This is a genomic window from Gordonia sp. NPDC003429 (assembly GCF_053588575.1).
In genome coordinates, this window is the sequence record NZ_JBSFQF010000009.1 from 146,641 (window position 1) to 168,877 (window position 22,237).

Consider the following 22,237-nt stretch of genomic DNA (forward strand, 5'->3'; position numbering starts at 1 on the left):
ACGATCAGGCGGGGGTGGCCACGGCCTTGGTCTCGAGGTACTCCTCGAAACCGGCCACCCCCATCTCGCGCCCGATGCCGGATTGCTTGTAGCCGCCGAACGGCACGTCGGCCGAATACCAGATGCCACCGTTGATCGACATGGTGCCGGTGCGAACGCCGTTGACCACCTTGTCGATCCGATCGGGATCGGTGCCCCACACCGCCCCCGACAATCCGTACGGCGAATCGTTGGCGATGCGGATCGCGTCGTCGTCGCCGTCGTGGCCGATGATCACCAGAACGGGGCCGAAGATCTCCTCTTGCGCCACGCGGCTGGAGTTGTCGACCCCGGAGATCAGGGTCGGCGACACGAAGTAGCCCTTGTCCTTGTCGCCGGGACGGGTGCCGCCGATCTCGATGGTGCCGCCCTCGTCACGCGCGAGTGCGATGTAGGACTCGACGCGGTCGCGCTGCCGGGCGGAGATCAGTGGGCCGCAGATGGTTCCGGAGTCGCTGGGGTCCCCGGCGGCCAGTCCGGCGAGTGAATCGCGGGTGGCGGTGATGGCCTCGGCGAGCCGGTTGCGGGGCACCAGGAGCCGGGTGGTGATGGCGCAGCCCTGCCCGGCGTGGGTGACCACGGCGAACGCGGCCATCGAGCAGGCGGCGGCGAGGTCGGCGTCGTCGAGCACGATGAACGCCGACTTGCCGCCGAGTTCGAGGAACACCTTCTTGAGTGAGGTCGCGGCCGAGGCCATCACCTTCTTGCCGGTCGCGGTGGATCCGGTGAACGACACGATGTCCACACGCGGGTCCTCGGCGAGCTGTGCTCCCAGCGCGTGATCGCTGGAGGTGACGATGTTGATCACGCCGGGCGGGAAGTCGGTCTCCTCGGCGATCACCGTGCCCACCAGGGCTGCGCACCACGGGGTGTCGGGTGCGGGCTTGAGAACCACCGTGCAGCCCGCGGCCAGCGCCGGCCCGATCTTGGCGAAGTTGATCTGGTGCGGGAAGTTCCACGGTGTGATCGCGCCCACCACACCGGCCGCCTCGGCACGCACCTCGCGGCGATTCTTCAGACCCATCGGCTTGGCCTCGCCGAGATCTGTTGTCCATGTGTAACTCTCGGCCAGGTCGGCGAAGTAGCCCAGGTCGTCGATGGGGCCCTCGAGCTGGGGTCCGTGGGTGAGGAACACCGGGCACCCGACCTCGGCCACCGTCAGCTCCCGCAGCTCGTCGATGTGGCCGCGTAGCGCGTCGCGCAGTTGCCGCAGACAGCGGGCGCGCAGGGCATGATCACGCGCCCAGTCGGTGGTGTCGAAGGCGCGCCGCGCCGCGCCGATCGCGGCGTCCATGTCGGCGGCAGTGGCGTCGGCGGCCCGCCCGATGACTTCCTCGGTGGCCGGGTTGAGGATCTCGAAAGTCCCGCCGCCACCGGGAACGAGTTTGCCATCGATGAGTAGATCCGACGCGGATTCAGGTCTGAGGGGCATGTGCTGGAACTCCATCTGGACAGGTGCCTGGACTCCCGTTCGACGCTAGTGTAACGTCCACCACATGTCCAGCCCCGTGTCGCAGGAATCGACCCGCCGACGCCTGACGCAACAGCAGGCCGAAACGGTTGCCCGGCTCACCGACGCCGCGGTGGAAGTGCTGAACACGGACGGTTTCGACGGTTTGACCGTGCGGTCGGTGGCCAAGCGCGCCGGGGTGGCACCGGCCACCGCGTACACGTACTTCTCGTCGAAGAGCCACCTCGTGGCCGAGGTGTTCTGGCGCCGCCTGGCCGACGGGGTTCCCGAATCCGACCCGGCACTGCCCGCCGACGAACGGGTCGCGCAGGTGCTGCGCGACGTGTCGATGGTGGTGGCGGGGGAGGGGCAGCTCGGCGGTGCGGTCACCGTGGCGCTTCTCGGTACCGATCCCGACGTCGAACACCTGCGGTTGCGGATCGGCGGATTCATCCGCCAGCGACTCGCGCATGCCCTGAACGTCGATCCGGTCGACCCCGGGCCGGTGGTCGACGCGATCGAGATGCTCTACGCGGGTGGTCTTGTGCACGCCGGCATGGGACACCTCAGTTACGAACAGACATCGGAGCGGCTCGTTGCCGCGGCGCGCCTCATCCTCAACCGAACCCAGCCCTGATTCAACCCCGGGCCGTGGCCGGCGTCGGGGTGAGTACCAGCAACGGAGGAATATCGATGACCGACACCATTGCGGTAGCGGGAATGCAGCAACGGGTCCCATTCGACCCGTACGCCTACGCATTTCACGAGGACCCGTACCCGACCTACGCTCAGCTGCGCGAGCAGGCGCCGGTCTATTACAACTCCGACCTCGACTTCTGGGCACTCGCCCGGCATGAGGACGTGCGCAACGCGTTTCGCGACAGCGTGAATCTGTCCAACGCGTGGGGTGTGTCGATGGACCCGTCGTCGTACGGGCCGGACGCGCACAAGTCGATGTCGTTCCTCGCGATGGACGATCCCAAGCACATGCGTATCCGCAAGCTGGTGTCCAAGGGATTCACGCCGCGCCGGGTGAACGATCTCGCCGGGCGGATCGCCGAACTGACGCAACAACATTGGAGCAAATGCCTGGACAAGGGCGAGTTCGACTACGTCGCCGACTTCGCCGGGCTGCTCCCGATGGACGTAGTCTCCGAACTCGTCGGAGTGCCGGCATCCGATCGTGCACATCTGCGCCACCAGTCCGATCTGTTGCTGCATCGCGAGGAGGGAGTCCTCGACATTCCCGATGCGGCGGTCTACGCCTACCTCGAGTTGCACAAGTACTACTCGGCCATGATCGCCGAGCGACGCAAGAACCTCGGCGAGGATCTGCTCTCGGCGCTGATCACCGCGGAGATCGACGACGAGGCCGGCGGTACGACGGCGCTGACCGAGGACGAGATCGTCGGGTTCATGGTGCTGATGGTGGTGGCCGGAAACGAGACGACCACCAAACTGCTTGCCAATGCCCTGTATTGGGGGTGGCGCAACCCCGACGAACTGGCCAAGGTGTTCGCCGACCCCGACGCGGTCCCGGGATGGACGGAGGAGACGCTGCGCTACGACAACTCCACCCAGATGGTGTTGCGCAAGGTCGCCGCCGACGTGGAGTACGGCGACCACGTGATCCCCGCCGGTCAACGCGTGCTGCTGCTCGTGGGGTCGGCAAACCGCGACGAAGACGTGTTCGATCACGCGGGCCGGTATCAGATCGGCCGGGATTGCGGGCAGGCACTGATGAGTTTCGGTATGGGAACACACTTCTGCCTCGGCGCGCATCTGGCGCGACTGGAGGCCAACATCGGTCTGGGCGAGGTGATGCGCTCGATCCGCGCCGTGGAGATCGACGCCGACAACGCCGAACGTGTGCACTCGGTGAATGTGCGCGGCTTCGCGTCGCTCCCGGTGAAGGTGACGGTGCGCTGATGGCCTACATTCCTCATCCCGAACGCAGACCCGTCCTGGTTGCCGGTGCATCCTCGGGAATCGGCGCCGCCACCGCCGAATACCTCGCCGCCGCAGGCTATCCGGTGGCGCTCGCGGCACGCCGGGTGGAGAAGCTGCAGGAACTGACCGAGGCGATCACCGCGTCCGGTGGCGAAGCGGTCGCGGTGCCGCTCGACGTCACCGACGAGGTCGCGGTGCGTGACTGCGTCGCCAAGGCCGAAGCCGCGCTCGGTCCGATCGAGATCGCGATCTCCGGTGCCGGCGACCTCGACGTGGGGCTCTCCTACGAGATGAGTGAGGCCGACTTCGCGTCGCAGGTCGACATCCACCTCGTCGGCGCCCACCGGCTGTACCGCACCATCGTGCCGGGCATGATCGAGAGGGGCCGTGGCGATTTCGTGTTCATCGGCTCGGATGTGGCCGTCCACCCACGGCCCTGGTCGTCGGCCTACGTGGCCGCGAAGATGGGTGTCGACGGACTTGTCGCCACGGCGCAACTCGAACTCGAGGGGACCGGCGTGCGCGCCAGCATCGTCCGGCCGGGCCAGACCATCACCGGGATGGGTTTCAACCTCGAACCCGAGGTGATGGAGAAGATGCTCAATTCGTGGATCTCCCACGGATTGGCCCGGCACGGCAATTTTCTTCAGCCCGAACACATTGCACAGGCGATCTCGGCCGTCGTCGGCATGCCCCGCGGCGCGCACATGCGTGTCGTCGAAGTCGAGGCCGAAGGCGCGATCAAGCGCGACAAGAACGGCGAAGGAGACAACCAGTGACCACCCTGACCACCCCCAAGCGGGTTTCCGGAGGAGACGGCGAATACGGCCACCTCCACGAGCTCGCGACCGATCCGATCTCTCTGTTCTGGCGCGTCCGTGAAGAGTGCGGCGACGTGGGACAGTTCCAGCTCGCCGACCGCGAGGTGGTGCTGGTGTCCGGCGCGCTGGCCAACGAGGAGTTCTTCCGGGCGCCCGACGAGCTGCTCGATCAGGCCGCGGCGTATCCGTTCATGACGCCGGTGTTCGGCGAGGGGGTGGTATTCGACACCAGTCCCGAGAAGCGCTCCGAGGCGATTCACAATGCGGCCCTCAAGGGTTCGCACATGAAACTGCACGCCGTCACCATCCCCCACGAGGTGGAGCGCATGGTGGAGCGGATGGGCGACGAGGGTGAGATCGATCTCCTGGAGTTCTTCGGGGAACTCACCATGTACACCTCCTCGGCCTGCCTGATCGGACGAAAGTTCCGCGAACAGCTCGACAAGCACATCTCCGAGCTCTTCCATGACCTCGAACGCGGCACCGACCCGATGGCCTATGTCGACATGCACGCCGACATCGACAGCTTCCGCCGGCGCGATGCCGCGCGCGCAGAACTGGTGACGTTCATCGAAGGCGTGATGACCGAGCGCATCGCGAATCCTCCGGAGAACAAGGAAGATCGGGATCTGATGGATGTGCTGGTGTCGGTGGGATTCGATGCCAACACCATCACCGGCATGTTCATCTCCATGATGTTCGCGGGCCACCACACCACGCAGGGCACCTCGGCGTGGACGCTGATCGAGTTGCTGCGCAATCCGGACTACATGCGCGAGGTGTACGAGGAGCTCGACGCGATCTACGGCGATACCCCGGAAGGGGAGCGGCCCGAATACACGTTCGCCCACACCCGGCAGATGCCCAAGCTGGAGAACGCGTTCAAGGAGACACTGCGTCTGCACCCGCCGCTGATCATCCTCATGCGGCTGGTGCAGGAGGACTTTCACATCGAGGACTTCGAGATCAAGGCGGGTCAGACAATCGCGGTGTCGCCCGCGGTGTCCAACCGGTTGCCCGAGGACTTTCCCGAACCGAACAGCTTCGACCCGACGCGGTACGACAAGCCGCGGCAGGAGGATCTGGTGAACCGGTGGACGTGGATCCCCTTCGGCGCCGGTCGACATCGCTGTGTGGGTGCGCAGTTCGCCATCATGCAGCTGAAGGCGATCTTCTCGGTGCTGTTCCAGAACTACGACTTCGAGATGGCTCAGCCGGCCGACACCTACCGCAACGACCATTCGAAGATGGTGGTCCAACTCCAGCAGCCATGCGTGGTGCGGTACCGCAGGCGGGTTCGGTAGGAGCGCCGGTATGCGAATCGAGGTGGATCTCGATATCTGCCAAGGGCACGGGATGTGCGAGCTGGAGGCCCCGGATGTGTTCTCCGCGCAGAAGGATCACGTGGAGATCCTCGATCCCCATCCGGACGAGAGTCAACGCGCCGAGGTGGAAGCGGCAGTGCAGTACTGCCCGACCCAGGCGCTGAGAATCGTCGAGACCGTCGACGACGAACACAGGGACGAACAGAGGTAATGCACATGACACAGAACACCGGGCCGTTCGATCGCGCCGAACTCGAGGAGATGAAGCAACGGTGGCTCGCCGCGAACATCGAAGCGGAAAAGGCGGGTGACTGGAAACCGTTGGCGGACTTCTACACCGAGGACGCCACCTACGGCTGGAACTATGGTCCCGAAAAGGATTTCATGGCCGTCGGCCGCGATGAGATCCGCGACATCGCACTCGGGCAGGAGATGGAGGGTCTCGAAGGGTGGACCTATCCGTATCAGCAATGGGTGATCGACGACACGACCGGCGACATGATCGGCTTCTGGAAGCAGGTCTATGACCGGACCCGTGAGGACGGCACCCATTACGCGCTCGAGGGCATCCAGGGCAGCTGGTTCAAGTACGGTGGCAATTTCCAGTTCCGTTGGCAGCGTGACTTCTTCGACTACGGCAACGTGTCGGCGCTGTTCATCGAACTCCTCAAGGACAACGCGATGAGCGACGGCATGCTCAAGCGGATCGAGAAGGCCACCGGGGATCAGCCGGGCTGGTATCCCTTCGGCAAGTCACCTGTCGAATTCTGGTGACCATCGAGATGACGTCACCGGCCCGGACGTACTCCGACCTCACCGAGAATCAACTCGCCACCATCGTCCCGGAACTGCTGTTGTCCGGTCAGCTCATCGACCGCAGCGGCATGGCGCACCTGATCAGTGCCTTCGGTCGGGAGACGATGACCCGGGTCGCCATCGAGGAGTGGATGGCGGCCAGCCCGGTGTATACCGCGCGGATGCGGACCGCCCTCGGTATCGACGGCGACGGTGTCGAGGACATGTTCAAGTGCCTGCAACTCGATATCGGCGCGCCGCCGCAATTCATGGACTTCCGCTATGAGATCACCGACCGCTATCACGGTGCTTTTGTGCTGAATCACTGTGGCGCACTGATGGATGTGGAACCTCTCGGCGACGAGTACGTCACGGCGATGTGCCACGACATCGAGGACCCGACATTCGACGCCACCGCGATCGCCACCAACCGGCGCGCCCGGATCCGGCCCATCCACCGGCCACCGCGACGGCCCGCCGACCGGCATCCGCACTGCGCGTGGACGGTGACCATCGAACCCGACCGCGAGGAGTTGCCGCTGCCGGCCGATGCGGAGGAGATGTTCAGCCGTCACGCCGCGACCGTGGAATTGAGCGACATCGACCCCGGCGCGACCGACGGACACATCGACTACCGCGGCGCGCTGCGCGACGACCTGCAGTTCCGCGAATGGTCGGCGACCGCGCTGGTGCGGATCGCCGAAGAGGTGGCACTGCAACACCAACTGCTCGCGCTGGGATTTCTGGTGTCGCTGCGTCGTCACGCCGCCGACGCCGAACAGGTCACCGCGATCTATCGCAAGCAGCTGACCGGTATCGCCGGGCTGGCCGCAGACCGGCTGCGCGCGGCGCTGCGGCTTCCCCCGGACGCGGCCGGACTGGCCGGCGTGATGTCACTGCATCCGGTACTCGGCCCGGTGCAGTACACCGGGGTGACCGCCGAGGCGACGGGTTCGGGTGTCACCGTGCGTATTCCGCACGAATCGCCGGCCCGCGCCGACGGCGGATGGATCGCCTTGTTCGACGAGGACCACACCGAGCCGTTGCAGGCCATCGCCACCGCGGTCGATCCGCACTGGGTGGTGGCGTCGGCCGTCGACGACGGCACAGCCCTGGTGGTCACATTCTCGGTGTCGCACGAGTCCCTCGAGGAGTCGGGTGAGGTGGCACTGGTGCGATTCAGCTCGGGAGCCGACTTCCAATTCGTCGACCGGGGCACGTCGTTGCCGATCACTCCTGTCGGCAGCTCGGTGTGATGACACCCGACATGCCGGTCGACGCCCGGCTCGCCGGCCGGGTGGCCGTCATCTCCGGTGCCACCCGGGGCATCGGCCTGGCAGTGGCCTACGCGTTGTCGGGTCGCGGTGTGTCGTTGGTGATCAACGGGCGGGACAAGACGGCCGTCGACGATACGGTCGCCGAGATCGTCGGCGGCGCAGGGTATGCGGTGGGCGTCTGTGGTTCTGCCGGTGACGAGGGTGTCGCCCAGCAGATGGTCGACACCGCACTGGCGCAATTCGGTGCGCTGGACATCGCGATAAACTGTGCGGGCATCGCCGAGCCCGCCGGGTCGACGGTGTTGACGATCGAGCCCGACGAGTTCCGGGCGCAGGTGGACGCGCATCTGATGAGCGCGTTCTTCCTCACCCGGGCCGCCGGTCGCGTGTTCGTCGAGCAGGGGACGGGTTCGATCGTGCTGACCGGCTCGGCGGCGTCGCTGGGAACCTTCGGGGGCAGTGGCTATCCGGCGGCCAAGGGCGGGGTGAACGCGCTCGCGCTGGCCGCGGCGGGCGATCTACGGGGCACAGGTGTACGGGTGAACGTGGTGATGCCGGGCGCCAAGTCGCGCTTGTCGTCGGGCGACGACTACGTCCGCCACATCGAGAACCTGCACAGCAGGGGGATTCTCGACGAGTTCACTCGCGACGCCGCGCTCGACCCGGCACCGCCGGACTACGTGGCCCCCATGTACACGTTTCTGGCCAGTGACGCCGCCGCCGACATCACCGGTCAGATCTTCAGTGTCTCCGGCGGATTCATCGGGCGGTTCGATCCGCAGCAACCCACCTTCATCGCCTACCGCGACCACAAGGAGGCGGCGCCCTACAGCCTCACCGAACTCGCCGGTCTGCTGCGCTGAACATTCCTGGCTACATGCGTTCCTTGATGCCGGTGCCGATGAGCCACCAGTTGACCGGGTAGGCGGTGGCGAAACCGACCACCATCGCGATCTGCATCATCGCCCAGAACACCGGCGTGTTGACGGCCAGACGTCCGTCGAGCCAGGCGGGCATGATCGCCAACTGCACCACGGCCATGGTCGCGTACATGCCCACCTGCCAGGACGTGATCGACAAGGTGTCGGCTTTGATGGCGGCCTTGAGTCCGTCGGCCACGCCGAGGCCGCGCATCGGCGCGATGGAGAAGTACTGGAAGGCGATGCCGATGATGTAGGCGACGATGTAGGCCAGCACCCACTCGGCGTAGATCGAGTCGGCGAACAGCCAATGCCATCCGCCGAGCACCGCCACCACCGGGACCGCGAACACCGCCCACTCCACGATGAGGTCGGCGAGCGAACAACCGGCACCGCAGTGGCAGGTACCGACGAATGTCGACACCCGCATCGAATGCTCCTTGCCCGACAGGCCGAGAGCCGGTGTCATCGTCATGCCCGGCATGGAGTCCCCGTTGCCCGTGTCCCCGTTGCCCATGTCCATGTCGTCCATGGACTCGTCGGGCTTGTCGTCGGCCGTCGCGGTGCGCGGTTGGGCGCGCGACCACCAGAGGTACGCCGCGGCCCAGGCCACCGAGCCGAACAGGGTGACGATCGGCCACACGAGATTCATCACAGGCATCGGTTGCGGTCTGCGCACGATGTCGATGGTGACGAGCACGGCGCAACACACTGCCAGCGCGACGCTGATCCACGAGATGGTGACGAGCCACGAGGGGATGTCGGCATTGTGAAGCGTCCTCATGAACGGTCATGATTCCAGAGGTCCAGGGCCAGGCGCGAACACGCGAACCGGCCACCACCGACATCGGCCCCGGATCCGGCGCAAACCGCCCGGCCGTCAGGCACGCCGGCGAGCTTTGGCGCGCTGCACCCAGAATTGCGCGCCCGCGGCGATGGCGTGGGTGACCGGTTGCGGGTGCCAGCCCAGTTCCCGCTCGGCCTTGGAATGGTCCATCTCCGACATGTAATGCATGAGCCGCACGGTGCCCCACCGCAGCCGCCCGGGGGAACGCGTCAGAGTGGACCGCATCGAACCCAGCGCACCCAGGGCGTAGAGGGTCGGCCGATTGAGCACGGGTCGTGGTGGCTCGCGTCCGGCGGCCGCAGCGGCCACTTTGATCACGTCGCCGAGATCGATGAAGCGCTCGGAGACGATGTAGCGTTCGCCGTTGCGTCCGTGCGCGGCCGCCAGGATCAGCGCGTCGGCGGCGTCGTCGATTCCCACGGATTCACAACGCATCCCCCGAATCCCGAAGGGCAGCTTTCCCAATGCGGCGCCGGCCACGAACGCGCCGTGCGGGGTGGGCGCCAAGTCCCCGGGACCATAGGTGTTCGAGACGCACATGGCGACCACCGGCACCCCGTGCTTGCGGGCGTATCGCAGGGCCAGGTTCTCCGCGGCCACGCGCGAGCGCACGTAGTCGGTGGCCGCCCTGTTCCAGTTGAACGCCACCGACTCGTCGACGACGCGACCTCGACGACGGCCGATGGTGGCCAGGGTGCTGGTGAACACGAAGCGATGCAACGGAAGCCGTGATGCCACCTCGAGTACGTTCCGCAGCAGTTCGACGTTGGTCTGATAAAGCGGCGCGGGATCGGTGAGCCAGGCCCGGGTGTCGACCGCGCAGTGATAGACGTCGTCGCAACCCAGCATCGCTTCGGTGATGGCCGACGCATCGGACAGTTCCCCCACCACCCGCGTCACGTCGAGATCGTCGATCGCACTCGTGTCACTCGACTCCCGGACCAGGACGCGGACGTCCTCTCCGGTGGCGACCAGGTGCCGGGTGAGTGTGGAACCCAGGAAACCACTCGCCCCGATGACCAGGCTCGTCACCGGAGTGCACCTGGATTAAGGTCGTCGACCGCTGCTGCCGCGCGCTGCAACATGACCCGGAACATCGCGTCACCCCGTTCGGTGGGTTGTGCTGCTGCGCAACCGAACACGATGATGAGGGGAGCCTGGATGAGTGAGGTCACGTAATCCTGCCAGCACTGGTCGAGTCCGTACGCGGAGGAATCCACCCCGAAGTCGGTCAGTGCGCGGTGGTAGTCGGCCACGATGGCGCGTTCGTTGATCCGCCGGTCATCGGTTGTGAGGCTGGTGCTCACGAGAAATGCGATGTCGCGCATCGGATGCCCGGTGGTGATGGTCTGCCAGTCGATCACCGTCACTGCGTCGTCGGGCCCGAAGAGCACGTTGTCCACGCGGAGATCCCCGTGGATCAACGCGAAGTGCTCGATCGGAGCGATCAGCCAGGCGCCGGCATCACGGACCAGCCAGTCGACGGTGGCCGACTCCAGTGCGGTGAGTTCGAAGCGGGACCTGAAGACGTCGGCCATCGGTTCGGTGACCGACTCCATCAGCGCCCGGTCCTCGTCGGTCGGCAGCGGGTAGTCGGCGAGGAGTCCGGCATCGTTCCAGCGCGGTCCGTGCAGACCCGCCGCCGCGATGGCGACGTCGCGAACCCGGGAGGCCGAACATCCCGCGATCTGGTCGCCCTGTGCAGCCTCGGCGATGTCCTCGAGAAGAAGCACGAATTCGGCGCCCGACGCCGAACTCAACGCCGCGTGGCATCGGGGGACCGGAACGCGGAAGGTATGCGCGAGCTCACGGTAGAAACGGACTTCGTTTCGGAATGCGCCCGAACCGAATTCGCGCTGTGCCTCCGGTCCGGTGGCCAGTTTGGCGACCATGGTGCCGGGCAGCGGCGTGGGTGCGCAATAGCGGAGGTGGAGGCGATAGGAACTCGCCATCTGGCCGGTACCGATCGGTTCGGCGGTCACGTCGTCGATCTCGACGTCGTGACCGTGCGATCGGAGCAGTTGGGTGATCCAGGCGGGGGTGAGGCCGCGGATGTCGGTGGGGATGTCCGCGGGAACGGGCACATGTGTGGTCATGCCACTGCCTCTCGTGATCGAAGCCGGCCCGGATTGGCCGACAGGTGGTCGCGACCCGCGGGCCGCACCGCCCGATACGCGTCGACGACCGGTGCCAGTTCGGTGGGTGTGGCGCAGTGCAGGATCACCGAGTCGACACCCAGATCAAACTGGTGTGCAACGGTTTCGGCGCACTGCGCCGCCGAGCCGACCGCGCTGTCGGCGACCCAGTGCGGCGGAATCGCGGCTGCGAGTTCCACCAGTTGCTCCGTCGACGCGGTGGCGTCGATGGGGCCGTGTGCTCCGGTGAATGCATCGGTGGCACGCACCCGCTCGAGGTCGTCGGGACTCCACCCATTGGCCCGCATCAGCACGTCGGGGTAGCCCTGAAGGTACGCGGCGAGCCGGCCGTAGAGCCGTCGCAGTCGGTCGTCGTCGGCGAGGTCGTCGCCGACGGTGGCCATCACCGACCATATTCGGATCGAGGCGGGATCGCGCCCTGCTCGTTCGGCGGAGTCGCGTACCGCTCGCACCGCCGTCGTGGTGGCCTCGTCACCGAGAAAGGTGTGCAGCACCACGCGGTCGGCGATCTGGCCGGCAAGCGCCAGTGTGCGCGGGCTCATCGTGACCAACAGGATTGGTAAAGGTGTCACGGTCACACCGAGATTGAGCAGCGGGTAGGTGCCTGCGGGGCCGTCGTGCCCGATGATCATCTCGCCGCGCCACAGTCTTCTGAGTATGTCGGCGATGTCGGCGAGTTGGGCGCCGGTGACCGGATCGAGGCCGAGGATCTGCCACTGCGGAGTGATGCCCCTACCGAGTCCGAGGGCGAACCGGTCACCGGTGAGTTCGGCGAGGGTGGCGCCCATCGTGGCGGTGATGATCGGGTGTCGCGTGTTGTGGTTGGTCGCGGCCGTTGCCACCCCCATGCGGGTGGTGGCCGCGCCGAGGGCCCCGCTGAGGACGCCTGCGTCCTTGACGTTGAAACGCTCGGACACGAACGCCGCGCCGAGACCGATGCCTTCGGCGAACTGGGCCTCGGCGACGAGCTCCGCCGGTGTGACCGGATGCCGGGAAAGTGCGTAGTAGCCCAGCTCGGGCAGGGTGTTGCTCGTGTGGTCAGACACTATCGGTGGCCCGGTACTCGGTGGTGCGTGCGGGACGGACCCACAACTGATCTCCAGGGGCGGTGCTGATCCCGTCGTTGCGGAGTTGGCGCTTGATGATCTTGTTGGTGGCGGTGGTGGGCAATGCCCGCGAGATCCGCACGAAGGTCGGCCAGGCCTTGGGTGACAGATCCGGTTGCGCGCGAAGTGCGTCGGCAAAGCCGCCGGGCGTGAGTTTGGTGTCGTCGTTGAGCACCAGCGCGGCCATTACTGCGTCGCCGACATGCTCGTCGGGAACCGGGTACACGGCGACCTGGCTGATCTCCGGAATGCGTTGCAGGATGCGCTCAATGGGGCCCGCGGTCATGTTCTCCCCGTCGACTCTCATCCAGTCGCCGGTGCGGCCGGCGAGGTAGATCCACCCGTCGGCGTCCTTGTAGGCGAGATCGCCCGACCAGTACATTCCGTCGCGAAGCCGCTCCGAGGTGGTACCGGGGTCGTTGTAGTACCCGGTGAACATGCCCGGGCCGCTCGTATTGACAATCTCCCCGATCGCATCGTCGCCGTTGGCGATGGCACCGTTCGCGTCGAATTGGGCCGGCGGACATTCGGTGCCGGTGGCCGGGTTGTACACCGCCACACCGGGAAACCCCTTACCGATCGAACCTGCGGGTGTGCCCGGTTCGCGGGTGATGATGATGGCGAGCTCGGTGGAACCGAAACCGTCCCAGACCTTGCAGTCGAAGCGTCGCGAGAACTGGTCGATGTCGCGGTCGGTGGCCTCGTTGCCGAACGCCGCACGCAGCGGGTTGTCGGCGTCGTCGGGTCGCTCGGGGGTGGCCAGAATGTAGGCGAGGGGTTTGCCGACGTAGTTCATGTAGGTGATCCCGTAGCGGCGAACGTCGTCGAGGAACGACGATGCGGAGAACTGTGCGGGCACCATCGAGGCGCCGGTGGCGGTGGCGACACAGTATCCGCCGAGCAGCGCGGCCGAATGGAACAACGGCATCGACAAATAGCAGACATCGTCGGAGGTGATCTCGAATTTCTCCGCGAGCGGAGGGCCGGCGAACGGAATCAGCATGTGCGCCAGCTGAACCGGCTTGGGGTTGCCGCTGGTGCCGGAAGTGAAGATCAGCATGAAGGGGTCGGTGGCGGTGGGCACCGAGTACGGGGTCAGTTCACCGGCAGCGGCGAGCGCGGCGGCCCAGTCGTCGGATGTGGTGTCGATGACGAGGACCCCGGGCAGGTCGAGGCCGTCGAGCAGGGTGAGGTGCTCGGGGTCGGTGAGCAGTATCTGACAGTCGCCGCGCAGGATGTCGCTCGCGAGCGCCTCGCCGCGCCGGGTGTTGTTGATCCCGACGGTCACGTACCCGCCGAGCGCACCGGCCGCCAGCGCGGTGAGCATCGTGGGAGTGTTGCCCAGCAGCACGCCGATGTGCATGGGCCGGGTGTCGTCGGCTCGCGCGAGTACCGCGGCGGCCGTGTGTCGGGCGTCGTCGATGTGCTGCCGCCAGGTCCATTGCCGGTCGTTGTACCGGACCGCGACGGAGTCGTCGTCGGAGCGTTCGATGAGGAGCTCGGTGACTGTCTGGGCCATGGCCCAAATCTAGAACCTGTTTCACCTAGGAGTGTACAGATCTGGAATATTGTCTACTCCGCTGGTGGGGTCCGCGTTCCGTCGAGCGTGCCCAGATTCGGGTCGAGCGTGCCCGGTGGCGGTGGTTTCGACAAGCTCAACCAGCGGAGAAGCGCGCTCAGCCAGCTGTTGAGCCGAGGTCCGCCTTACCGACTGTGCCGTACTTTGGTGTCACCTGGTGACACCGATCTACGGCACAAGGGGCATAGCGCACACGACGCCGGTCGAGCGTGCCCACTTTCGCGTCGAGCGTGCCCGGTGGCGGTGGTTTCGACAAGCTCAACCAGCGGCGGGGCGCGCTTCTCCAGCGGTTGTGCCGTCGGCGGCCTTACCGACTGTGCCGTACTTTGGTGTCACCTGGTGACACCGATCTACGGCACAAAGGGGATAGCGCACGCGACGCCGGTCGAGCGTGCCCACTTTCGCGTCGAGCGTGCCCGGTGGCGGTGGTTTCGACAAGCTCAACCAGCGGCGGGGCGCGCTCAGCCAGCGGGGAAGCGCGCCCAACCAGCGACGGTGGTTTCGACAAGCTCAACCGGCGACGGGGCGCGCTCAGCCAGCGGTTGAGCCGAGGTCCGCCTTCCGGCTGTGCCGTACTTTGGTGTCACCTGGTGACACCGATCTACGGCACAAAGGGCATAGCGCACACGACGCCGGTCGAGCGTGCCCACTTTCGCGTCGAGCGTGCCCGGTGGCGTTGGTTTCGACAAGCTCAACCAGCGGAGAAGCGCGATCAACGAGCGACGGTGGTTTCGACAAGCTCAACCAGCGGCGGGGCGCGCTCAACGAGCAAGGGTGGTTTCGACAAGCTCAACCAGCGGAGAAGCGCTCAACCAGCGGCGGGGCGCTCAACGAGCGGCGGTGGTTTCGACAAGCTCAACCAGCGGGGAAGCGCGCTCAACGAGCGGCGGTGGTTTCGACAAGCTCAACCAGCGACGGGGCGCTCAACCAGCGGAGAAGCGCGCCCAACCAGCGACGGGGCGCTCAACCAGCGACGGGGCGCTCAACCAGCGACGGTGGTTTCGACAAGCTCAACCAGTGACGGGCGCTCAACCAGCGACGGCGCGGTCACCGATCGATGGTGCCGCTCCCCGGGCTGAGTGTGAAGGTCTGTCCACCGCGACCCACCACGCTGGTGGTGAAGGAGATTTTGCCGGTGCCGGTCGACAGCGCGGGACTGACCACCGGGGTGGCGCCGCGGCAGGCTGCGAACACCGAAGTGCCTGTACGGCCGGATGATTCGTTGCGCCAGGTGATGCCGATCCGTGCTCCTGACAGGCTGGTCAGACATGCGTTGCCGGGCATGGGTTCCACCCAGACGCGTGTTGTGTCCGCGCCGGACGACGCCGCGGCGAGTGGTGCCACGAACGCGCCGGTGGGCAGGTTGTTCTTGATGGCGACGCCGACATTCGGCGTCTGCGTGATCGACAGTTTCGCGATGTCGGTTGTGGTCGGGGGCGTCGGCGCGGCCGAAGCGTTTGCGGTCCCCGTCAGAGCTGCCGTCGTGGCGGCGGCAGCGACGATCAACGAAACGCCGCCGCGAGCCAGAGTTCGTCCCATCAGTATCACCAGTCCCTTTCGTCACACAAGGTACCAGCGACCAAGAGGGGCCGCGAATCGCTTGATAGGACTGTGACATGACCGATCGCGCCCGCTCTGCCGCACGATTCGACGTCGGGTGGCCCGCCGATCCGATGGCGGTGTTCCACGTTGGCAACCTCGAGGTGGAGGGCAACCGGGCCCGGTGTGAGCAGCAACTCTGTGCCGAGTTCGCCGACCACCGCGGGCGCATCGACCTGCCCGCCTTCGCGGTGCTCTTCGACCACCTCTGCGGAATCCCGTATTACCGGACCGTCGGCCCCTGTATGCAGGCCCGACTCAACATCTCCGCGATCGGCTACGTCGCGGTGGATGACCGACTCACCGCGACAGCAGAACTCCAGTTGCACGACGACGTGACCGGTGTCGGCGCCGTGCGTATCGCATCGGATACCGGCCTCGCCTGTTGCGTCGGCACCGCGCGCAATGTGGCGGTGAGCCGGGCGTCGGCGACAGACGAGCTGGAGATGATGGTGCCGATCCCCGATTGTGCTCGAGCACAAGGCATTCGGCTTCCCGAACCCATCACCACCGCCCTCAGTGGAGTACGGATCGTCGAAGAGATCGCGGCTGGTGTGCGGCCCGCCGGCCCCATCGTGGATCTGCTGCGCGGCCGGGTCGATGTGCCGTACGTTGCCGGCGACACCTTACGGTTCATCGTCGAGACGCACCCGTGGATGGCCAACACTTTCGGGACCATGCACGGTGGCGTGATCGGCGCCATTGTGGGACAGGCGTTCTCGCTTGCAGGTCAGGCGCACACGGCGCCCGGCGTCGACTACCGGCTCGCCGACATGTCGGTCGGCTTCTTCCGCTCGCCGTCGGTACACGGCGCCGAAGTGATCGTCGACGTCGAGGCCATCAAGGTGGGCAGGCGCGTGGCGTCCTTCACGGGCCGGATGATCGCGCACGACGGCACTCTGCTGGCCGAGGGTGTTGCGGATGTGCACTACGGATAAGGGACCGGTGCGAGTTGCCGGAGGCAAAAACAATCACGAGTGATTGCTTTCTGGGGAGCGGTGTGTGACGCTGGTCTCATGTCGATCGTCACCGAACTCGTCGCCGATCTCACCGCTGCGAACGCCGAGCTCGACGACCTCGTTGCCCCGCTCGACGACGCGGACTGGGCGACGCCGACCCCGGCCGCCGGCTGGACGATCGCTCACCAGATCGCGCATCTGAGCTGGACCGATCGGATCGCAGCCATGGCGGCGACCGACCCGGGGGCGTTCGCGGAGGTGCTTGCCGAGGCCGCGCAGAACCCGGCCGGATACGTGGACCTGGCCGCCGAGGAGGGCGCCGCTCACGAGCCGGCGCGGATCCTCGACGACTGGCGCGTCGCCCGCGACGACCTGGCTCTCGCCCTTGTCGACGTCCCCGACGGTGCGAAGATCCCATGGTTCGGGCCGCCGATGTCGGCGGCGTCGATGGCCACCGCGCGACTCATGGAGGTCTGGGCCCACGGCCTCGACATCGCCGACACCCTCGGCGTGCGGCTACCGGTGACCGACCGCATCAAGGCGGTGGTGCACATCGGGGTCCGCACCCGCGACTACGCGTACGCGGTCAACGGCCGCACCCCGCCCGAACGCCCCTTCCGTTACGAGATCGTCGCTCCGTCGGGCGCGGTGTGGACCTGGGGACCCGACGATCCTGACGCCATCGACGGAACCGTACGCGGCCCGGCGCTGGACTTCTGCGAACTGGTCACCCAGCGCCGCGCTCTCGACGACCTCGACCTCCAGCTATCCGGTCAGCACGCCCACGAATGGGCTGCCATCGCACAGTGTTTCGCCGGACTGCCGGGTGCCGGTCGCGCACCCGTCGCCCGCACACACCACGACCACGCTTCGCAACAGGAGGAGGCCCGATGACTCACCCCGATCCCGCCGACACCGGCCGGCCCGTTCGCATCGGCAACGCCTCCGGCTTCTACGGCGACCGGTTCAGTGCCATGCGCGAAATGCTCGACGGCGGCGACCTCGACTACCTCACCGGCGACTACCTCGCCGAACTGACGATGCTCATCCTCGGCCGCGACCGACTCAAGGACCCGAAACTCGGATACGCCAAGACATTCCTGCGGCAGATGGAAGAGTGCCTGGGCCTTGCCCTGGACAAGGGTGTCAAGATCGTCACCAATGCCGGTGGCCTCAACCCGCACGGTCTGGCCGTCGCGCTGCGCGAACTCGCCGACACCGTCGGTGTGCAGGCCGCAGTCTCCTTCATCGACGGTGACGACCTGCTCGACCGCGCCGACGATCTCGGGCTCGGTACCCCGCTGACCGCGAACGCCTACCTCGGTGCCTTCGGCATCAAGGCGGCGCTTGACTCGGGCGCCGACATCGTGGTCACCGGTCGCGTGACCGACGCTTCTCTCACTGTGGGTCCCGCCGCGAGCGCCTTCGACTGGGAATACAGCGATCTCGACGCATTGGCCGGGGCGGTGGTCGCCGGACACGTCATCGAATGCGGTGCCCAGGCGACCGGAGGAAACTACTCCTTCTTCACCGAACTCCCACGGATGGGACACCTCGGATTCCCCATCGCCGAGGTGGCCGCCGACGGGACGTCGGTGATCACGAAACATCCCGGCACCGGGGGAGCAGTGACCGTGGGAACCGTGACCGCTCAACTGCTGTACGAGGTCGGCGGTCCGCGCTACCTCGGACCCGACGTCACCACCCGACTCGACACCATCACCCTGGCGCAGGCCGGCGACGACCGCGTTTCGATCACCGGGGTGCGTGGCGAAGCACCGCCGGCGACCACCAAGGTCTCATTGAATCACCTTGCCGGCGTGCGCAATGAGATCACGCTGGTGCTCACCGGACTCGACATCGACGCGAAGGCCGAACTCTTCCGCGACCAGTTCCGCGCCGCACTGCCCACCGAGCCTCAACAGATGACCTGGGAGCTCTCCCGGCTCGACCGTGCCGACGCGAACACCGAGGAACAGGCCAGCGCGTTGCTGCGTTGCGTGGCCCGCGATACCGATCCGAAGAAGGTCGGCCGCGGATTCAGCAGCACCGCCGTGGAGCTCGCACTGGCCAGCTATCCCGGTTTCACCATGACCGCGCCGCCCGGAAATGGTTCGCCGTATGGGGTTTTCGAGCCCGGGTACGTCGACGCCGACAAGATCGAGCATCGTGTGGCGTTCGCCGACGGGGTCACCGAGCGTGTCGAACCGAGTCCGCTGCGCGCCACGGTCACCACCGACGAACCGGATAATCGTGGCGCCGACGCCACCGATCGTGGACCCACCGCCGCGGCGCCGCTCGGCACCATCGCCGGCGCCCGCAGCGGCGACAAGGGCGGCAGCGCGAACATCGGTGTGTGGGTGCCCAATCCGGATCATTTCGATTGGCTCGACGAGACCCTCGACGTCGATCTCATCAAGAAACTGCTCCCCGAGGTCGCCGACCTCGAGGTGTCGCGGTACCGGCTGCCCAACTTGTGTGCGGTCAACTTCGTCATCGAGGGAGTGCTCGGTCGCGGCGTCGCCGACAACGTGCGATTCGACCCGCAGGCCAAGGGCCTGGGCGAATGGCTGCGTTCCCGACCGGTGCCGATTCCACTGAGCTTCCTCGACGATCGGAGATCGTGACCGTGCCCATTCCGGACCCGTTGTGGGACAACCCCGAACGCCTCGCGCTACGTGAGACCGTCCGCGCATTCACCAACCGCCACGTGCTGCCCGCCCAGGACGAGTGGGAACGCGACGGGCTGATCCCGCGCGACATCCACCTCGAGGCGGCAAAACTCGGACTGTTCGGACTCGGCATTGCCGAGAATGTCGGCGGCAGCGGCGGCGACCTCGTCGACGCCTCGATCCTCGCCGAGGAACTGCACTACTGCGGTGCCGCAGGCGGCGTGTTCGCCTCCCTGTTCACCCACGGCATCGCGTTGCCCCATCTCATCGCCGCAGGCGATCCCGACCAGATCGACCGCTGGGTGCGACCGACTCTCGCCGGGGAGAAGATCGGCAGCCTCGCCATCACCGAGCCGGGCGGGGGCAGCGACGTCGGACATCTGCGTACCCGCGCGGTGCGCGACGGCGACGCCTACCTCGTCAACGGGGCCAAGACCTACATCACCTCCGGTGTCCGCGCGGACTTCGTGGTCACCGCGGTGCGGACCGGTGGCGCGGGCGCCTCTGGTGTGTCGTTGCTCGTCATCGACAAGGACACACCAGGTTTCACCGTGACCCGCGCACTCGACAAGATGGGGTGGCGATGCTCGGACACCGCAGAACTCTCCTTCGTCGACGTCCGGGTGCCCGCGAGCAATCTCGTGAGCGCGGAGAACTCCGGGTTCGCCCAGATCGCAGCCGCATTCGTCACCGAACGGGCGGCGCTCGCGGTGCAGGCCTACGCGAGTGCCCAGCGTTGCCTCGATCTCACGCTGGACTGGGCGCGCGAGCGTGAGACATTCGGCAAGCCGATCATCGCGCGGCAGGCCGTTCAGGACACGCTCACCGAGATGGCCCGCCGGATCGACGTGGCCCGCACGTACGTGCGCGCGGTGATCAACCGGCGCGTGACCTCGAACGATGACCTGATCGCCGAAGTGTGCTTCGCCAAGAACACCGCCGTGGAAACCGGCGAACGGGTGGTCGACAAGGCCGTGCAGCTCTTCGGCGGCCTCGGCTACATGACCGGCACCGAAGTCGAACGCCAGTACCGCGACATGCGCATCCTCGGCATCGGCGGTGGCACTACCGAGATTCTGACCGGGCTCGCCGCCAAACGACTCGGGTATCAGCCCACAGCACAGGGGAATTCACGATGACAGTGTTGCGGTCCACCATCGACCCGGCCGACGAGGATTTCGCGGCCGCGCGCACGGCGATGCTCGACAAACTCGACGAACTGCAGGTCGAGTTCGACAAGGCGGTCGCCGGGGGCGGCGAGAAGTACGTTGCGCGACATCGCAAGCGCGGCAAGATGCTCGCCCGTGAGCGCATCGAGATGCTCATCGATGAGGACTCGGCCTTCCTGGAACTCTGCCCGCTGGCGGCTTATGGATCCGCCTTCCATGTCGGCGCATCGGTGGTGATGGGCATCGGCGTGGTGGAAGGCACCGAATGCCTAATCGTGGCGAGCGACCCCACCGTCAAGGGTGGGACCTCCAACCCGTGGACGCTGCGCAAGACGCTGCGCGCCAATGACATCGCGCTGCAGAACCGGCTTCCGGTGATCTCACTGGTGGAGTCGGGCGGCGCGGACCTGCCCACCCAGAAAGAGGTCTTCATCCCCGGCGGCCGGATGTTCCGCGACCTCACCCGGCTCTCGGCGGCGGGTATCCCCACCATCGCGCTTGTGTTCGGCAACTCCACTGCGGGAGGAGCCTATGTGCCGGGCATGAGCGACCACGTGGTGATGATTGCCGAGCAGTCGAAGGTGTTCCTCGGTGGTCCGCCGCTGGTGAAGATGGCCACCGGTGAGGAGAGCGACGACGAATCACTGGGCGGGGCGCAGATGCACGCACGCCAGTCCGGCCTCGCCGACTATTTCGCCGCCGACGAACAGGACGCCATCCGCATCGGACGTCGGATCGTCGCGCGGCTGAACTGGCGCAAGGCGGGACCCGACCCGCGCACCCCCGTACTCGAACCGCGTTACGACGCAGACGATCTGCTCGGCATCGTGCCACCCGATCTCAAGATCCCGTTCAATCCGCGCGACGTGATCGCCCGCATCGTCGACGACAGCGACTTCGACGAGTTCAAACCCGAGTACGGCAACTCGCTGTGCACCGGATGGGCCGACATCCACGGCTACCCGGTGGGCATCCTCGCCAACGCGCAGGGTGTGCTGTTCAGTCAGGAGGCTCAGAAGGCCACCCAGTTCATCGAGCTCGCCAACCGCGCCAACACGCCACTGCTGTTCCTGCACAACACCACCGGCTACATGGTGGGCAAGGAGTACGAGCAGAACGGCATCATCAAACACGGCTCCATGATGATCAACGCCGTGTCGAACTCGACGGTCCCGCACATCTCACTGCTCGTCGGGGCCAGCTACGGCGCCGGGCACTACGGGATGTGCGGTCGGGCCTACGATCCGCGGTTCCTGTTCGCCTGGCCCAGCGCGAAATCGGCGGTGATGGGCGCCGCGCAGCTCGCCGGTGTGATCTCGATCGTGTCGCGGGCGGCCACCGAGGCGCGCGGCGGCACCGTGGACGAGGACGCCGACGCCGCCATGCGGCAGATGATCGAAGCGCAGATCGAGGCGGAGTCGGTGCCGGCATTCCTGTCCGGGATGCTCTACGACGACGGTGTGATCGATCCGCGTGACACCAGAACCGTTCTCGGACTGTGTTTGTCGGCGATCCACAGCGGTCCGGTGGAGGGGACGTCGAACTTCGGCGTCTTCCGGATGTGAGAGGCGAT

Annotated in this window: 20 protein-coding genes; 13 read left to right on the top strand and 7 right to left on the bottom strand. The window is 66.5% G+C overall.

The window, feature by feature from the left end:
- Positions 1–4 precede the first annotated feature (4 nt).
- Positions 5–1,471 carry an aldehyde dehydrogenase gene (locus ACWDSI_RS13040; protein WP_449756792.1) on the bottom strand — a complete coding sequence of 489 codons (1,467 nt, stop codon included), beginning with the start codon at positions 1,469–1,471 and terminating at the stop codon, positions 5–7.
- A 64-nt stretch (positions 1,472–1,535) separates the two neighbouring features.
- Here ACWDSI_RS13040 and ACWDSI_RS13045 point away from each other — a divergent pair, with 64 nt between their 5' ends.
- Genes ACWDSI_RS13045 through ACWDSI_RS13080 form a run of 8 tightly spaced genes read left to right on the top strand, consistent with a single transcriptional unit; the run spans position 1,536 to position 8,520 of the window.
- Complete coding sequence (locus ACWDSI_RS13045) at positions 1,536–2,126, top strand: TetR/AcrR family transcriptional regulator (RefSeq protein ID WP_449746629.1); 591 nt, start codon at positions 1,536–1,538, stop codon at positions 2,124–2,126.
- A 56-nt stretch (positions 2,127–2,182) separates the two neighbouring features.
- Positions 2,183–3,418 carry a cytochrome P450 gene (locus ACWDSI_RS13050; RefSeq protein WP_449746628.1) on the top strand — a complete coding sequence of 412 codons (1,236 nt, stop codon included), beginning with the start codon at positions 2,183–2,185 and terminating at the stop codon, positions 3,416–3,418.
- On the top strand, positions 3,418–4,218 hold the full coding sequence (locus ACWDSI_RS13055) for an SDR family oxidoreductase (RefSeq protein WP_449756793.1): 801 nt from the start codon (positions 3,418–3,420) through the stop codon (positions 4,216–4,218). The genes ACWDSI_RS13050 and ACWDSI_RS13055 overlap by 1 nt, the downstream gene beginning before the upstream one ends.
- Complete coding sequence (locus ACWDSI_RS13060; protein ID WP_449756794.1) at positions 4,215–5,564, top strand: cytochrome P450; 1,350 nt, start codon at positions 4,215–4,217, stop codon at positions 5,562–5,564. The genes ACWDSI_RS13055 and ACWDSI_RS13060 overlap by 4 nt, the downstream gene beginning before the upstream one ends.
- Before the next feature lie 10 nt (positions 5,565–5,574).
- Entirely contained in the window at positions 5,575–5,796 is a 222-nt protein-coding gene (locus tag ACWDSI_RS13065) for a ferredoxin (RefSeq protein WP_449756795.1), read from the top strand.
- A gap of 5 nt (positions 5,797–5,801) precedes the next feature.
- Positions 5,802–6,359 (top strand): nuclear transport factor 2 family protein, encoded by a 558-nt coding sequence (locus tag ACWDSI_RS13070; RefSeq protein ID WP_449746624.1) that lies wholly within the window; start codon positions 5,802–5,804, stop codon positions 6,357–6,359.
- An 8-nt stretch (positions 6,360–6,367) separates the two neighbouring features.
- The gene (locus ACWDSI_RS13075) at positions 6,368–7,636 is read left to right on the top strand and encodes a hypothetical protein (RefSeq protein WP_449756826.1); all 1,269 of its coding nucleotides are present in this window, start codon (positions 6,368–6,370) and stop codon (positions 7,634–7,636) included.
- A complete protein-coding gene (locus ACWDSI_RS13080; RefSeq protein WP_449756827.1) occupies positions 7,636–8,520 on the top strand; it encodes an SDR family NAD(P)-dependent oxidoreductase in 885 nt (294 codons plus the stop codon). The genes ACWDSI_RS13075 and ACWDSI_RS13080 overlap by 1 nt, the downstream gene beginning before the upstream one ends.
- Positions 8,521–8,530: 10 nt before the next feature.
- Here ACWDSI_RS13080 and ACWDSI_RS13085 read toward each other — a convergent pair whose 3' ends face one another.
- The 6 genes from ACWDSI_RS13085 to ACWDSI_RS13110 all read right to left on the bottom strand — a co-directional run bounded on the left by ACWDSI_RS13085 (position 8,531) and on the right by ACWDSI_RS13110 (position 15,804).
- A complete protein-coding gene (locus ACWDSI_RS13085; RefSeq protein ID WP_449756796.1) occupies positions 8,531–9,361 on the bottom strand; it encodes a DUF4396 domain-containing protein in 831 nt (276 codons plus the stop codon).
- Between the two features lie 96 nt (positions 9,362–9,457).
- The gene (locus tag ACWDSI_RS13090) at positions 9,458–10,456 is read right to left on the bottom strand and encodes an NAD-dependent epimerase/dehydratase family protein (protein ID WP_449746621.1); all 999 of its coding nucleotides are present in this window, start codon (positions 10,454–10,456) and stop codon (positions 9,458–9,460) included.
- The gene (locus ACWDSI_RS13095) at positions 10,453–11,520 is read right to left on the bottom strand and encodes a phosphotransferase family protein (protein ID WP_449756797.1); all 1,068 of its coding nucleotides are present in this window, start codon (positions 11,518–11,520) and stop codon (positions 10,453–10,455) included. Before ACWDSI_RS13095 ends, ACWDSI_RS13090 begins: the two co-directional genes overlap by 4 nt.
- Positions 11,517–12,626, bottom strand: coding sequence for a TIGR03857 family LLM class F420-dependent oxidoreductase (locus tag ACWDSI_RS13100; RefSeq protein WP_449756798.1), 1,110 nt, complete (start codon positions 12,624–12,626; stop codon positions 11,517–11,519). Before ACWDSI_RS13100 ends, ACWDSI_RS13095 begins: the two co-directional genes overlap by 4 nt.
- Positions 12,619–14,205, bottom strand: a complete 1,587-nt coding sequence (gene fadD1 / locus ACWDSI_RS13105; RefSeq protein ID WP_449756799.1) for a fatty-acid--CoA ligase FadD1 — start codon at positions 14,203–14,205, stop codon at positions 12,619–12,621. The genes ACWDSI_RS13100 and fadD1 overlap by 8 nt, the downstream gene beginning before the upstream one ends.
- Positions 14,206–15,312: 1,107 nt before the next feature.
- On the bottom strand, positions 15,313–15,804 hold the full coding sequence (locus tag ACWDSI_RS13110) for a hypothetical protein (protein ID WP_449756800.1): 492 nt from the start codon (positions 15,802–15,804) through the stop codon (positions 15,313–15,315).
- Positions 15,805–15,881: 77 nt separating this feature from the next.
- On the opposite strand from ACWDSI_RS13110, the gene ACWDSI_RS13115 reads away from it, so the two are divergent.
- The 5 genes from ACWDSI_RS13115 to ACWDSI_RS13135 all read left to right on the top strand — a co-directional run bounded on the left by ACWDSI_RS13115 (position 15,882) and on the right by ACWDSI_RS13135 (position 22,229).
- Positions 15,882–16,802: a PaaI family thioesterase gene (locus ACWDSI_RS13115; protein WP_449756801.1), complete on the top strand. Its 921-nt coding sequence runs from the start codon at positions 15,882–15,884 to the stop codon at positions 16,800–16,802.
- Between the two features lie 78 nt (positions 16,803–16,880).
- Positions 16,881–17,717: a TIGR03084 family metal-binding protein gene (locus ACWDSI_RS13120; protein ID WP_449756802.1), complete on the top strand. Its 837-nt coding sequence runs from the start codon at positions 16,881–16,883 to the stop codon at positions 17,715–17,717.
- Positions 17,714–19,450, top strand: a complete 1,737-nt coding sequence (locus ACWDSI_RS13125) for an acyclic terpene utilization AtuA family protein (protein WP_449756803.1) — start codon at positions 17,714–17,716, stop codon at positions 19,448–19,450. Before ACWDSI_RS13120 ends, ACWDSI_RS13125 begins: the two co-directional genes overlap by 4 nt.
- Before the next feature lie 2 nt (positions 19,451–19,452).
- The gene (locus ACWDSI_RS13130; protein ID WP_449756828.1) at positions 19,453–20,634 is read left to right on the top strand and encodes an acyl-CoA dehydrogenase family protein; all 1,182 of its coding nucleotides are present in this window, start codon (positions 19,453–19,455) and stop codon (positions 20,632–20,634) included.
- A complete protein-coding gene (locus tag ACWDSI_RS13135; RefSeq protein ID WP_449756804.1) occupies positions 20,631–22,229 on the top strand; it encodes an acyl-CoA carboxylase subunit beta in 1,599 nt (532 codons plus the stop codon). The genes ACWDSI_RS13130 and ACWDSI_RS13135 overlap by 4 nt, the downstream gene beginning before the upstream one ends.
- Positions 22,230–22,237: the final 8 nt, after the last annotated feature.

What these genes read in the sequence shown, in the direction of transcription:
- ACWDSI_RS13050 (WP_449746628.1), top strand. Translation starts at nt 2,183, where the DNA reads ATGACCGACACCATTGCGGTAGCGGGAATGCAGCAACGGGTCCCATTC.
- ACWDSI_RS13110 (WP_449756800.1), bottom strand. Translation starts at nt 15,804, where the DNA reads ATGGGACGAACTCTGGCTCGCGGCGGCGTTTCGTTGATCGTCGCTGCC.
- fadD1 (WP_449756799.1), bottom strand. Translation starts at nt 14,205, where the DNA reads ATGGCCCAGACAGTCACCGAGCTCCTCATCGAACGCTCCGACGACGAC.
- ACWDSI_RS13070 (WP_449746624.1), top strand. Translation starts at nt 5,802, where the DNA reads ATGACACAGAACACCGGGCCGTTCGATCGCGCCGAACTCGAGGAGATG.
- ACWDSI_RS13120 (WP_449756802.1), top strand. Translation starts at nt 16,881, where the DNA reads ATGTCGATCGTCACCGAACTCGTCGCCGATCTCACCGCTGCGAACGCC.
- ACWDSI_RS13080 (WP_449756827.1), top strand. Translation starts at nt 7,636, where the DNA reads ATGACACCCGACATGCCGGTCGACGCCCGGCTCGCCGGCCGGGTGGCC.
- ACWDSI_RS13125 (WP_449756803.1), top strand. Translation starts at nt 17,714, where the DNA reads ATGACTCACCCCGATCCCGCCGACACCGGCCGGCCCGTTCGCATCGGC.
- ACWDSI_RS13135 (WP_449756804.1), top strand. Translation starts at nt 20,631, where the DNA reads ATGACAGTGTTGCGGTCCACCATCGACCCGGCCGACGAGGATTTCGCG.
- ACWDSI_RS13065 (WP_449756795.1), top strand. Translation starts at nt 5,575, where the DNA reads ATGCGAATCGAGGTGGATCTCGATATCTGCCAAGGGCACGGGATGTGC.
- ACWDSI_RS13095 (WP_449756797.1), bottom strand. Translation starts at nt 11,520, where the DNA reads ATGACCACACATGTGCCCGTTCCCGCGGACATCCCCACCGACATCCGC.
- ACWDSI_RS13075 (WP_449756826.1), top strand. Translation starts at nt 6,368, where the DNA reads ATGACGTCACCGGCCCGGACGTACTCCGACCTCACCGAGAATCAACTC.
- ACWDSI_RS13040 (WP_449756792.1), bottom strand. Translation starts at nt 1,471, where the DNA reads ATGCCCCTCAGACCTGAATCCGCGTCGGATCTACTCATCGATGGCAAA.
- ACWDSI_RS13055 (WP_449756793.1), top strand. Translation starts at nt 3,418, where the DNA reads ATGGCCTACATTCCTCATCCCGAACGCAGACCCGTCCTGGTTGCCGGT.
- ACWDSI_RS13115 (WP_449756801.1), top strand. Translation starts at nt 15,882, where the DNA reads ATGACCGATCGCGCCCGCTCTGCCGCACGATTCGACGTCGGGTGGCCC.
- ACWDSI_RS13045 (WP_449746629.1), top strand. Translation starts at nt 1,536, where the DNA reads ATGTCCAGCCCCGTGTCGCAGGAATCGACCCGCCGACGCCTGACGCAA.
- ACWDSI_RS13085 (WP_449756796.1), bottom strand. Translation starts at nt 9,361, where the DNA reads ATGAGGACGCTTCACAATGCCGACATCCCCTCGTGGCTCGTCACCATC.